This is a genomic window from Rubneribacter sp. (assembly GCF_965361815.1).
On record NZ_CBDTNW010000035.1, the window covers coordinates 1 to 11,877 of the forward strand.

10 protein-coding genes and 1 pseudogene are annotated in these 11,877 nt (G+C 61.7%); 3 read left to right on the plus strand and 8 right to left on the minus strand.

All coding sequences use genetic code 11. From position 1 onward, the window contains the following. Positions 1–499: 499 nt before the first annotated feature. From ACWKY3_RS02015 to ACWKY3_RS02030, 4 genes and pseudogenes are all read right to left on the minus strand, one after another. Positions 500–1,378 carry a hypothetical protein gene (locus ACWKY3_RS02015; protein WP_449314759.1) on the minus strand — a complete coding sequence of 293 codons (879 nt, stop codon included), beginning with the start codon at positions 1,376–1,378 and terminating at the stop codon, positions 500–502. Between the two features lie 197 nt (positions 1,379–1,575). Beyond that, on the minus strand, positions 1,576–2,079 hold the full coding sequence (gene trhA, locus ACWKY3_RS02020) for a PAQR family membrane homeostasis protein TrhA (protein ID WP_449314760.1): 504 nt from the start codon (positions 2,077–2,079) through the stop codon (positions 1,576–1,578). 194 nt (positions 2,080–2,273) lie between these two features. Further along, on the minus strand, positions 2,274–2,771 hold the full coding sequence (locus ACWKY3_RS02025; RefSeq protein ID WP_449314783.1) for a zinc ribbon domain-containing protein: 498 nt from the start codon (positions 2,769–2,771) through the stop codon (positions 2,274–2,276). 120 nt (positions 2,772–2,891) lie between these two features. Further along, positions 2,892–2,954, minus strand: a pseudogene (locus tag ACWKY3_RS02030) (zinc-ribbon domain-containing protein); the annotation flags it as partial. 236 nt (positions 2,955–3,190) lie between these two features. Between ACWKY3_RS02030 and ACWKY3_RS02035 the strand changes: the two are divergent. Together ACWKY3_RS02035 and ACWKY3_RS02040 are read left to right on the plus strand one after the other, a co-directional pair. Then, positions 3,191–3,871 (plus strand): response regulator transcription factor, encoded by a 681-nt coding sequence (locus ACWKY3_RS02035; RefSeq protein WP_449314761.1) that lies wholly within the window; start codon positions 3,191–3,193, stop codon positions 3,869–3,871. Further along, positions 3,868–4,989, plus strand: coding sequence for a HAMP domain-containing sensor histidine kinase (locus ACWKY3_RS02040; protein ID WP_449314762.1), 1,122 nt, complete (start codon positions 3,868–3,870; stop codon positions 4,987–4,989). Before ACWKY3_RS02035 ends, ACWKY3_RS02040 begins: the two co-directional genes overlap by 4 nt. A 436-nt stretch (positions 4,990–5,425) precedes the next feature. Here ACWKY3_RS02040 and ACWKY3_RS02045 read toward each other — a convergent pair whose 3' ends face one another. Together ACWKY3_RS02045 and tnpA are read right to left on the minus strand one after the other, a co-directional pair. After that, positions 5,426–5,635, minus strand: a complete 210-nt coding sequence (locus ACWKY3_RS02045; protein ID WP_449314763.1) for a hypothetical protein — start codon at positions 5,633–5,635, stop codon at positions 5,426–5,428. Between the two features lie 626 nt (positions 5,636–6,261). Continuing rightward, positions 6,262–6,678: an IS200/IS605 family transposase gene (gene tnpA, locus ACWKY3_RS02050; protein WP_449314764.1), complete on the minus strand. Its 417-nt coding sequence runs from the start codon at positions 6,676–6,678 to the stop codon at positions 6,262–6,264. 650 nt (positions 6,679–7,328) lie between these two features. Here tnpA and ACWKY3_RS02055 point away from each other — a divergent pair. Next, a complete protein-coding gene (locus tag ACWKY3_RS02055; RefSeq protein WP_449314765.1) occupies positions 7,329–8,813 on the plus strand; it encodes an RNA-binding domain-containing protein in 1,485 nt (494 codons plus the stop codon). Positions 8,814–9,559: 746 nt separating this feature from the next. On the opposite strand, the gene ACWKY3_RS02060 is transcribed toward ACWKY3_RS02055, so the two are convergent. Together ACWKY3_RS02060 and ACWKY3_RS02065 are read right to left on the minus strand one after the other, a co-directional pair. Then, positions 9,560–9,733 (minus strand): hypothetical protein, encoded by a 174-nt coding sequence (locus tag ACWKY3_RS02060; protein WP_449314766.1) that lies wholly within the window; start codon positions 9,731–9,733, stop codon positions 9,560–9,562. Between the two features lie 420 nt (positions 9,734–10,153). Beyond that, positions 10,154–11,821, minus strand: coding sequence for an FAD-dependent oxidoreductase (locus ACWKY3_RS02065; RefSeq protein ID WP_449314767.1), 1,668 nt, complete (start codon positions 11,819–11,821; stop codon positions 10,154–10,156). Between the last annotated feature and the right edge of the window lie 56 nt (positions 11,822–11,877).

An 11,877-nucleotide genomic window follows, 5' to 3' on the forward strand; every position in this document is an offset into this window, starting at 1 on the left:
CGTTCGGATGAGTCTGGGAGCAGCTCGGGCGGGCATGGCGGAGCCGTGCCCTCAGACCCATCCGAACGCCCCCGGGCGCCCTCCCTCCCAGCCCAAAGGCCCAGGCGGCGCGGTCGCTCGGCAGTTCCGACCCGTTCGGCTGACTGGGAAAACAGCCTTCGCCATCCCGGTGTTCGGATAGCTTTGCAATTCAACCCGATGTTCTCGGCGTTGGCGAGCCGGATGCCGGATGCAAGACGCGGGCCGCAAGGCGAAGGGGCGCGGGCATGCGCCACGCTCGCTTCTGTCAACGAGTCTCCGCATTCCGCTCGGACGCAAAGGGGCCCCGGCCGCTCGCGACCGCAGGAAAATCCCAACCTCCCGCCTCCAATGCGGCGGGAAAAACACCCGGCCAGCACATATATCCAGCCCCTGCATCTTGAAAGAGTCGAAGGGCATCGCGGCTACCGACAGAACCCGCCCTCGCTCCGTCTTGAGGCTGAAGCTTGCCGGCGGAAGACTACGCCGCCTCCCCTTTCGCCTTCGCCGCCTCAAGACGAAACGATTTCCTCACCAGCGCGACGCCAACGGCGATGTTGCCTACGGCCACCCCTGCTCCTGTGAGCGCGTTTGCGAGAAGAACTAACAAGGGGTCCTCGCGTGCGCCGAACAGCGACATCATCGCCATCTCCAGCGTCAAGATAGACACGAGCGCGCCCGACAGGTTCACTCCCGACACGGCAAACATGGACTGCCGCCCGCAACGACGGCTGGAGACGATCCCCGCGATGGAAACGCCAAGAGAGAAAAACGTATAGGCCGCCACCGCGTAGATGACGATGCCCGGGTACGCGAAGCCGCCCTGGCTATGCGAGACAAGCGTGACGAAGCCCGACACCACGAGCGCAAGCGCCCCGATGAGAACGCCACAGAAGCGCGTCGCCGCAGCCGTGCGAGCATCGTCGCCGCAGCGAAGGTCGTGCAGAAGGGCAGCCCGCATAAGGAGCAGCAGCAGGTAGTACACGCCCAACGTGACGAACCACCACGACGCCGCCCGTGCGCCATAAGCGAGGTTGCCCGCAGCCCACGCCGCATCAACGACAAGAGACACGGCGTTGCCCAGGGCGCAACGACGGCTTCCATCATCCACGATGTGGGCGATCCTTTCGTTGCGATGGAGCAAGCCGTTTACGAAGCGAGCAGGGCGTCCGCGCACGGCCGCCACAACCAGCGCCGCCAGGCACCATGCCGAGGCGATATAGACCGCATAGGCAAGCGGGCCGTGCCGATTGTCGGACAGGAACACCCAGGCCATAAGCACCGCTATGGCAAATGGGCAGAGCGCCGCCACTGGCGCGGGCACTACGAACAAAGTCTTGAACAACCGGCGAACAACCATCAGCCGGGATTGCCTGCGGGGGTCATCGCTTCGCATAAGAACCTTCTATCCATCGAGTTGCCACATGCAAGCACCGTCGCCGGAGCACAGACGAAAGGTTGGCAAACGAGGCTCGCGCCTTTTGTTCAGCCATGCGGGATCCGACGCGAAAATTGCTTCGGAGCAGCGCAGCGAAACGCGCATGCTCTCGCGATGCATCAGACCGCATACAGATAAACGGAAAGGAAGTGAAGCAGCGATCCGACCATGACGAAAAGATGGAAAACAGAATGCATGTAGCGCACGTCCTTGAGCACGTAAAAAACAGCTCCAACGGTGTAGAAAAGGCCGCAGGCCACAAACAGCCAGAAACCCGCAGGCTCCATGGACCTATGCAGCGCCGGCATGAACGCGACAACGCACCATCCCATGGCAAGGTAAATCACCGCCGAAACCCAGCGCGGCCTGAACGTCCAGAACGCCTCGGCCAACGACCCAAGAGCCGCCACCGCCCAGATTGCCGCGAGAAGGGGGATTCCCGTCGAAGAATCAAGCACGCAAAGGCAATAGGGCGTGTAGCTGCCCGCAATGAGCAGGACCAGGCCAAGAGCGGCCATCGCGGCGCCGAAGGCGTGAGTGAGGGAGTTGACAACCTCCTCGCCCGCAGTGTACTCGCGCACTTTCCGGGACTTCTCGTTGAATCTCATCAGTAACGCCGTCATGTTCGTTGCCCCTTTCGGAGAATCGCCTGCAGCCCGCGAGCGCTTCCTTGTGATCGGGAGCGTCAACTATGCCGAGCGCATGAGAAAAATTGCGAATGGGATCCGTCGCCATGCGGTCGATGGCCTTGTTGAGGACAAGCGCCTTCACGGCGCCTCCCGCAGCGCGGTCTTCGACGGTTCTCTCTTGCCGCATCTCAAAGCCCCTCGCTCTCGTTCGGCTCGCGCAAGACGGCCTGGGCCTCTTCGCAAGCGGTGGCCAGCTGATCGTAAGCGCTCTCGATACGCGGATTGATGCGCACGGTCTCGGCGGCCACGGTCTTGCGATAGCTGTGGAGCGCGAACGCGCATCCGCCGATGCCGACGACTCCCACCACAATGCCAGGCACCATCAGATGCGTCCACACCATGGTGCAGCACATGCCCACGCCAAGGATCAACGCCGACAGCGTGCCGAGCGCGATGGCCCGATAGCCCGCCTTGCGCGTCTTCTCAGCCTCCATGGAGGCAATGGATTTGATCAGGTCGTCCATGGTGCGTTGCAGCTTCGAGAGCTGAGCCTTGCCGCGCACCTTGCGGCTGCGGCGAAACGCCAGCGCCGTGGTGCCGCTCGCAGGCGACTCCTTGGCACCCGTCAGCTCGAAGCCCAGGCTCTCGTAGCAGTCGCATGCCACGGTTGCAAGGTCGCTCTTCACGGTTGTTCGTGCGTACTCATACGAATCGCAGCGGGGCGGGCGAGGCGCGGCCTGCGCCGAGAGGCGGGCGACGTCCTCGGATGGCGCACCCGCACAGACGCCCTTCCCCGCCACCATGGCGCCGCATGCCGCACAAGCATTCGCGCCTCTCAAAATCTCGTTTCCACAGTTCGAGCAATACATGCAACGCTCCTCCCTCTGCCGCAATTCGGCGTGTTTGGTTGACGGAGCCAATGATGGACGGTTCGCATAAACGGAAAGTTAACTTTGGATAAACAAGCTCGTTCACCTTCGATGCAAAGCCCGGGATTCGGTCCGGCAGCCCCGCCGCCCCCACCACGCTCGTTTATCATTTGTTTACGCTTGCATGGTTCACTATCCTGGATTTCAAAAAGGCGGGGAAGGGGAAGGCCGAAGCCATGGCAAAGATACTGGTGGCCGAAGACGATACCAACGCCAACAAGCTCATATGCGCGGTCCTGCGCCGGGCGGGGCACGACCCGCTGTCGGTCCGCGACGGGCAGGAGGCGCTCGATGCGCTGGACAAAAACCATGTCGACCTTATCGTGACCGACGTGATGATGCCGTGCATGGACGGCGTGCAGCTGACGAAAATGCTGCGCGATGCCAGCTGGGACACGCCTATCCTGATACTCACGGCCAAGCAAGGGCAGGAAGCGCTGCGCGAGGGATTCCTGGCAGGTGCCGACGACTACCTGGTCAAGCCCGCCGACATGGGCGAGCTGGTGCTGCGAGTGGCGGCGCTCCTCCGCCGCTCGGGCGCGACGGAGGGAGGGCGGCTTGCCGTAGGCGCCGCCGTGCTGGATCCCAACAACCTCTCGGTGGAGCGTGGCAGCGAAAGCATCACACTTCCCCCCAAGGAGTTCCAGCTGCTCTACAAGCTGCTGTCGCACCCAGGGCACGCTTTCACGCGCATGCAACTGCTCGACGAGATATGGGGCTGGGACACCAAGAGCGCTGAGAGCACGGTGAACGTGCACGTGAACCGCCTGAGAACGCGCTTCTCCGGATGGGGCGACTTCAAGATAGAAACCGTGCGCGGCATCGGGTACCGCGCGATTGCGGGAGACGGACAATGAGCAGGACGATGCCGGCCGAAGCGCCAAAATGGTCGAAGGGCCGCACGGTCGCCATCACAGCCACCCTCGCCGCCTTCATCGCCGCGGTGATCGTGGCGTTCTGCACGGTCATGGGAGTGGCAGGGTCGCTCCTTGTCCAAGGAAGCGTCACGAGCCTCGATCGCCTGACGAGCCCCCAGACGGTGGTCGCGTTCATCCTCTTCGGATCGGCGGCGCTCGCCATCATCCTGGCGACATGCCTCTACCGCACGCTCGGAGAGCCGCTGCGCCAAATGACCGCCGCTATGGAGCAGCTCGCCTGCGGCGATTTCGACGTGCGCATGCCCGAACGGGGTGCCTGGCACCTGCGCGAAGTAGACGAGTTCGCGCGCGCTTTCAACACGGCAGCTGAGGAGCTGGGGGGAACCGAGATGATGCGCGCTGGATTCATCAGCGACTTCTCCCACGAGTTCCGCACGCCCGTAAGCTCGCTCTCGGGCTTCGCGCAGCTGCTGCAGGAAGACGACCTCTCGCCCGAGGAACGCGCCGAGTACCTGCGGATCATCGTGGATGAGGCGAACCGGCTGTCAGGGCTTTCCGAGCGCATCCTTCTGCTGTCGAAAATGGAGGCTGCGGCCATCCTTCCCGACGTGGAGGACGTGGACGTGGCCGAGACGGTGCGGCGGGCAGCCGCCATTGTGGAGCCGAAGGCGGCTGCGAAGGGAATCTATCTGGCGCTTTCGCTTGACGAGTGCCGAGTGCGCGGCAACGGCGACTACCTGATGCAACTGTGGACGAACCTGCTTGACAACGCCGTGAAGTTCTCACCGGAGAACAGCCAGGTGAGCGTCGCCCTTTATGGCGGACGCGCAGACGAGGGAGGGCAAACGCCCGCGTCCGCCGGCTACATGGCCTGCTGGGTTTCCGACGAGGGGCCGGGCATGGACGCCGCCACGCGCGAGCATCTCTTCGACCGCTTTTACCAAGGAGACACCTCGCATGCCGAAGAGGGAAGCGGACTTGGACTTGCGCTCTGCAAGCGCATCGCAGAGTTGCATGGCGGCGTCATCGAAGTTGCCAGCGCCCCCGGCAAGGGATCGTCTTTCGAGGTCAGGCTTCCGCTTCCGCAGAAGGCTTAGCAGTGATGCACGGCGAGTCCGCAACCGGCCGAGCATCCCCAACAACGCAGAGCGCGCACACCCGCCGATATATCTTCAGGCATGCTTTGCATGAAGAGCATGCGCTTGCCCTTGTCGCGTTGCATCCGTCGCGCTGCCCTTGTCGCGTCCACGGACTTTTCGGCAGCGTAGTTTTTGCAATGCGCAACAAAAGGATTTAGCAGCTGCTTGAGACACTGGTGATGTTCAACAGGATGGACTGCCGATTATCCTCTCTGCATTCCACAGAAAGCCTAGCCTCTTTGGCGAACTCCTTGCGCCTGGCGAGCGGAAGGCATGGCGACCAAAAACGTCTTCGTGTCTTATCTGCGGTTCCTGGCCAAGCTCATTGACAAATCGCTATGAGACTGCCGGTGCGATTTCACATGTCAAAACCTTCGGGTTTTGCAAGGGCCATCTAGACCTCCTTCCAGGCGTCGTCGAGTTCGCCGGCGCGCGTCTCTGCCACGGCGCGCACGGCGGCGAGCCCTCCGGGCGCGATTCGCTCGTTGTCGGCCTTGTCTTCCAGCATGGCGACGAGCCTCGCCGCGCCATCCAGCCTCTCCGCCGACCGGGCCACGGCGTCGGCCGTCTCCTTGGTTGCTCTCCGCTGAGCCAGGATTGGCATAGGCCAGGTCGGCTCGCCGAGCAAAGCCCCGCCGGCGCGGACCCGCGCCGGAGACGGCTCGGCGGGGGGTCGCCCGCCTCTCTGCTAGACCAGCGTTGACACGGACCCTGCCGGAGGCGGCTCGGCGGCGGGGGGGCAGGGGGGCGACCGCAAGTTGGTCACAAAATGCGCCCTGTGGCACGCGCGGACCCGATTTTCCGCCCTCCGCCCCCTCCGCGCCCGGAGAAATCCCAGGTCGCGGAAATCGCGCGGCCCGCCGGCGCGCCGGATCGGCCGTCCGGAGTGCCACAAGGCGCATTTTGTGACCAACTTGCGGATCCGCCGCTTGGGGCGCTGCGTCTTGCTCTCGTCGATTTGCATAGGGCAAGGTCCGCTGCCGCATCGGTCAAGGATTTGCTCGACAGGGGGCGCGGCCAGGAGTTTTCCGGCAAGATTCGCGGCGGGCGGCACTTGATCGAATATCACTTCACGCACCTGTCATAAACGTTATGCAGTCATGACCACCGGCATAGCCGGTGGCTTGGACGGGCGACCCTGGAAGGGTCGAGAATGCCGGCTTGCGGCTAAAGCCGCGATGGTCCAGCGCGCCTTTTACCGGCCACCCCTGCAAGGGGTTGGTCGCACCTTTACCGCTCGAACCTGCTGCCGTCTTCTTGATCGGCGATGTATTTCCTGACCGCCGCCTCGTTCAGGCCGACGGTGCTCACATAGTAGCCCCTCGCCCAGAACGTGCGGTCCCTGCCTATGCGGCTCCTCCATTCGGGATGGCGGTCGCATAGCGCAAGCGCGCTCTTCCCTTTCAAGCACCCCATCACGTCCGAGACGGCGCACTTGGGCGGAATCCTCAAGCAGACGCGCACGCGGTCGATGCATACGCCGCCTTCCACGATCTCGCAGCCGGTCTTCTTCTCCACAAGCCCCCAGATGACCCCTCCCACTTCGCGCCCGCTCTCCTGATGGAGCACCTTCCTTCGATATTTCGGGATCCACACTATACGGTAGACGCAATCCCACCCCGTAGGTGCTAGACTCTTCTCGTTCATCGCTCTTCTGCCCCTTCAGTCAACTTGCGATCCGGACCATCGCTTCTGACATCTCAGGACAGGAGAGCTTTTTCCTAATTCTCATGTCCGGGATCTGGTGGAACCATCTACCGCACCACAGGCAGAGCCTGTGGGTTTCTCACAGGGCGCTAAACGTTCGTTCGTGCGTCGTGAAGCGATTTCGGGGATGCCAAGCCGCAAAGCGATGAAGTAACGTTCGAGACGATGGAGAGTCCCGGCCCGACGGTCGAGGCTCTCCTGGGAGGAGCCAGGAAGTCTTAGACGGCGCTCGGGGAAGAGTTCGTCGCCTTGATCGCGCGTTCTTCCAGATCCTTCATTTCGACCTCCTTCGTCGTTCGGCAAAGCCCCTTTCGCCTCGCCTCGTGACCCATTTCCCGCCATCGGCCTCCTCGGACGCAAGGGGGGGGGGACAAGCGGAACTCGGAGGGTTTGAGTTTTCGCAAGGCACGCGAAAAGTTTTCGCGGGCCTTGCGCGCGACGCGATTCCCGGCCGACCATGTGCACCAAAGGACGCCGGGGGCGGAACAGGGATGCCTGACGGACGGCGTGGACATTAGGCGCGAAGCCGGGGCGCAGGAAGGACGGGCTGGGCGGACGCTGGTAGAATATGAGGGGTAGAAAGGAGCCGCATGGAGCTGAGCGAGCTGTCGAAGTACCGGGAGAGCAACCGCCTCGAGGCGAAGGACGCGAGGGGCGGCGTTCCGAAAAGCGTCTGGGAGTCGATCTCGGCGTTCGCGAACACGGGCGGCGGAGTCATCCTGCTCGGCGTAGCGGAGAGCGAGGACAGGTCACTCAAGGTCGTCGGCTTGCCCGACGCGTCGCGCACACTCGAGGACTTCTGGAACACCGCGCACAACCCCGGCAAGCTCAGCCCCTGCGTGCTCTCGGACGACGACGCGCGCGTCGAGGAGGCCGACGGCAAGGAGATCGTCGTCATCGAGGTTCCCCGCGCCCGCCGCCAGCTCCGCCCCGTGCACATCAACGGCAACCCCAAGACGGGCACGTACCGACGCGATCATTCAGGAGACTACCTGTGCGGCGCCGACGAGGTGGCCGCCATGTACCGCGACGCCGCAGACGAACCCCTTGACGCCGCCGTGCTCGACGACGTGGGCATGGACGCGCTCTGCGGCGAGACGGTGCGCACGTACCGCAGGAGCTACGACCTCCACCACGGACGAAACGCGTGGTCGAAGCTCGACGACGAGGGCTTCCTCTGCCGCATCGGAGCCGCCGGGAGAGGCTGCGACGGCGAGATCCACCCGACAAAGGCCGGGCTGCTCGTGTTCGGCGAGGAGTGGCGCATTCAGCCCGAGTTCCCACACTACTTCCTCGACTACCGGCAGGAGACGAGTCCCGAAGCGCGCTGGCAAGACCGCGTCACGTCGCAGACTGCCGGGGAGTGGTCGGGCAACGTGTTCGACTTCTTCCAGCGCGCCTACGAGAAGATGAGGCAGGCACTCAGGGTGCCGTTCAGGCTCGACGGGAACGGCAGGCGCGTCGACGAGACACCCGCGCACGACGCGCTCCGGGAGGCCATAGCAAACTGCCTCGTGAACGCCGACTACGACGGCAGGCGGGGCGTGGTGCTGTTGTGGAGGGAGGACGGGTTCCGCCTGTCGAACCCCGGCGGGTTCCGCGTCCCCATCGAGGATGCCTACATCGGCGGGAACTCCGATCCGCGCAACGGCACCATGATGAAGATGTTCAACCTGGTCAACATCGGCGAGCGCGCCGGCAGCGGCGTTCCCAACATGGTGGAGGACTGGATGCTCGCAGGCTACAGACGACCGGTGCTGAGCGAGGAATCCAACCCCGAGCGCTCGATGATCTTCCTGCCGTTGGACGTCAAGGAAGAAGAGTCCATTTCGCACGGAAAAAGCCCGGGGATTCCCCTCTCGACGTATTTCTCTCTTTCGACAAACGAGAAGAAGGCGCTTCTCCTCGCCTCCGATTGCGAGCGCGTTACCTCGGCGTCGTTGGCGGACGCTCTGGGCGTATCCAGGATGACCGCCTCCCGGATCCTGAGGAAGCTTGCCAACAAGCAGATTCTCGCATGGAGGGGTAGCAGCAAAACCGATCCGAACCAGTATTACGAAATCCCGCAGCAGTAAGAGCGGATGTTAAAGCTGTTAAAGCCTTTGATTGGTAAAACACCTGTTCATCGACGTGTTGTGGCGATGGGGCGCAGCCAACGTGTCGAAGCTGTTAAAGCGTGTGGCAGCCTTTCGACAGCGCGGGAAGACGAGAGTCCACAATCACTTGTCGAGAGCCAAAGTCGGTCGGAAGGCAGACTGGATGGGCCAATCGCTTAGTCTATCTAGTCTGGAAATGAGTCTATAAAGAGCGTTTCACGCTCCTGTCCCGAGGATCCTCTTGCATGGCCTAATACCTGCCCAGGCTCCATCCAGTTCCGCCGCGCAGCTCTCGAGCGCTCATCTCACGGCGGCTATCTCCGACGGGACCACGCGCCCCCGTCCGCCCTCTCCTCGAGCATTGTGAGGATCGACGCCGTGCCTTCGATCCTCTCGGCCGAGCACACGAATTGCTTCAAAGAGCTGGGCCGGGAGATCCTGCTTGTCATCGTCCATGCAAAAATAGGCATGCGTGTTCGAGCAAATCGCTTTAGTGTCCGACATTTGCTCGCCTTTTGCATCCACCATGCTGGCAACGTGGTTTTCCACCGCCTCAAGCGAGGTGGTTTTTGTCCTGATGGATCACCAAAAACGTCTTCGCATCTTATCTGCGGTTCCTGGCCAAGCTCATTGACAAATCGCTATGAGGCTGCCAAATGATCTCACCTGTCAAAATCTTCGGATTTTGCAAGGGCCGGTCCTGCTGGGACTGGTCCTAGTTTTATCTAGACCTCCTTCCAGGCATCGTCGAACTCGCCGGCGCACGTCTCTGCCACGGCGCGCACGGCGGCGAGCCCTCCGGGCGCAATCCGCTCGTTGTCGGTCTTGTCTTCAAGCATGGCGACGAACCTCGCCGCGCCATCCAACCTCTCTGCCGACCGGGCCACGGCGTTGGCCATCTCCTTGGCTGCTCTCTGTTGAACCAGGATTGGCATAGGCCAGGTCGGCTCGCCGAGCAAAGCCCCGCCGGCGGATCCACGTCAATCCTGGCCTAACGGAGAGTGCCCGAAAGGCATGTCAGAAGAATGGCCTGGAAGTGTCTTTCGGCGACGATGGCCCACTGCTGGAAGAGCTCACCGAAGAAAATTTGCCACCACTTAAGTCTTCCGAAAAACTATTAGGTCAAGCGACAGCGAGAGCGGTTCCGAACCGCTCTCGCTGTCGCTTAGGACGCACCACGCCTTCTGCGGCCCGATCTCTCTGCCCTATCACCGACGGGCTGGCCGCCTCCTCCCCGCAACCAACTCGCTTTTGCGATGCGACAACCAACCAGGTTGATTGTCGCATCGCACCGAGAGCGCCTGGGCCTGATCGCCTCCCTACTTTCCCATCGCGCGCCATGCGGCGATTCTGCCTGACATAAGAGCACGGCCTACGCTGATGCCGGGGATATTCATAGGGTATTGGATACCTCCAAACATTCCTCCGGAATCGTTTCCGGTCGCAAACAGGCCCTCGATGGGTACACGGTTCTCGTTGAGAACGCGATAGTCCTCGTCCACCAAAAGGCCATTCATCGTCGCCAAGACGGAAGGACGTCGCTTCAAAGCGTAAAATGGCGCCTTCACGATGGGCTTCAATCGGCTCTTCTGCTTGCCAAAATCCTCGTCATAACCTGCTTCGGCAAGTTCGTTGTACCGATTTACCGTCGCGCTTAGGGCATCGGCGGGTACGCCCATGGATTCGGCCAGTTCCTCGACGGTGTTTCCAACGCACAAATCACCGGCTTCAAGAGCCTGCGGTATAAAATCCTTCCACACACCGAACTGAGTGCCCTGCCCCATGAAGTCAATATCCGTAGCATAATTGTCGTCAAACACTTGGAAATGGATGGCCTCGGGCTGCTGAATATCTTGCATGGATATGAGGGCATAGCCCATATCCTCATTGCAGAAACGTTCCCCTTCCACATTCACACGCAGCCACGGAACCACCGCGCCCAGGTAGTTGGGGACGCCGATGCCGGGATCATAGTGCACGGCACCGCAGTGCGGTCCTGGCTGAATGGCACCGCCAGCCCACAATCCCATCAAGATGCCGTCACCTGTGTCGTACTTTTCTGCCTGCGCCGCAGGAATCACATCCAGATGCTCGCAATACTCATGACGCATCTGAGGGTTGTTCGCGTAGCCTCCGGTGCACAGGATTACGCCACGCTCTGCGTTCACCCGAACGTATTCTCCCGTCTCTCGTTGGCCTATGGCGCCCGTGACGGCTCCGTTTTCGCTTGTTACCAGTTGGACAGCGGGCGTTTTGTCCAAAACATTTATGTCAGCGCCGTCTGCAAGGGCATCTTCGAGAAGCGCGGTGTTTACCATCTGGGTGGGTTGGTTTCCACTCATAGAGGCGCCCATGGGCACATGGGCCGTAAGGTAGTACTCGTTGAACTTGTTGTCATCATCGGCTTGGGCGGCGTTGGGTCCAAACAGTGCGACCTCGCCAAGCACGGGACCCACATCTTCGTGGGCGTTTGCTTTCGGAATCCACCAGTTCGCAATCTCTTCGCCATAGCGCACCCAGTTACGCCAAAGCTTGGTGTCGCCGCGGTTGCAATTAAGACCGCGCTGCACGTCGTTGACTATCTGCCATGCGTCGAAGTTGTGGCCGTCCGCATCCAGCACAGTCGACTTTGGCCACGAAGATGCAGTTCCGTTACAATACACCCCCTCGCCTTTCTGCAGCACAACAACTCTCGCCCCCTCCTCAGCAGCTGTAAGAGCGGCAAACGTGCCGGCATTGCCCAACCCCACCACTACCACATCCGCGTCAATAATCTCGGAAATTTGGTCTGCCGGGATGGGGTCAGGAGCAGCCTTGTAATCATCTCCAGATACTGCAAGATTGCTGTTTCCGGTAGCCGACGCATCCATTGACTCTGACTTTGAAGTGGCGGTATCAGCAGGAGAGCAGCCAGCCACGAACGCTGCAGCAGCTCCTGCGCCTAACAGCCCAGCGCTCTTCATGAAATCTCGACGTGAAACATTCATCTTATTCCCCTTTCCTGAACATCGAGCGCCCCTTCGGCGCCGACAAAAGGAATAGT

Coding starts and splice junctions, on each gene's coding strand:
- ACWKY3_RS02015 (WP_449314759.1), bottom strand. CDS start 1,378: ATGGTTGTTCGCCGGTTGTTCAAGACTTTGTTCGTAGTGCCCGCGCCA.
- trhA (WP_449314760.1), bottom strand. CDS start 2,079: ATGACGGCGTTACTGATGAGATTCAACGAGAAGTCCCGGAAAGTGCGC.
- ACWKY3_RS02035 (WP_449314761.1), top strand. CDS start 3,191: ATGGCAAAGATACTGGTGGCCGAAGACGATACCAACGCCAACAAGCTC.
- ACWKY3_RS02040 (WP_449314762.1), top strand. CDS start 3,868: ATGAGCAGGACGATGCCGGCCGAAGCGCCAAAATGGTCGAAGGGCCGC.
- ACWKY3_RS02045 (WP_449314763.1), bottom strand. CDS start 5,635: ATGCCAATCCTGGCTCAGCGGAGAGCAACCAAGGAGACGGCCGACGCC.
- tnpA (WP_449314764.1), bottom strand. CDS start 6,678: ATGAACGAGAAGAGTCTAGCACCTACGGGGTGGGATTGCGTCTACCGT.
- ACWKY3_RS02055 (WP_449314765.1), top strand. CDS start 7,329: ATGGAGCTGAGCGAGCTGTCGAAGTACCGGGAGAGCAACCGCCTCGAG.
- ACWKY3_RS02060 (WP_449314766.1), bottom strand. CDS start 9,733: ATGGCCAACGCCGTGGCCCGGTCGGCAGAGAGGTTGGATGGCGCGGCG.
- ACWKY3_RS02065 (WP_449314767.1), bottom strand. CDS start 11,821: ATGAATGTTTCACGTCGAGATTTCATGAAGAGCGCTGGGCTGTTAGGC.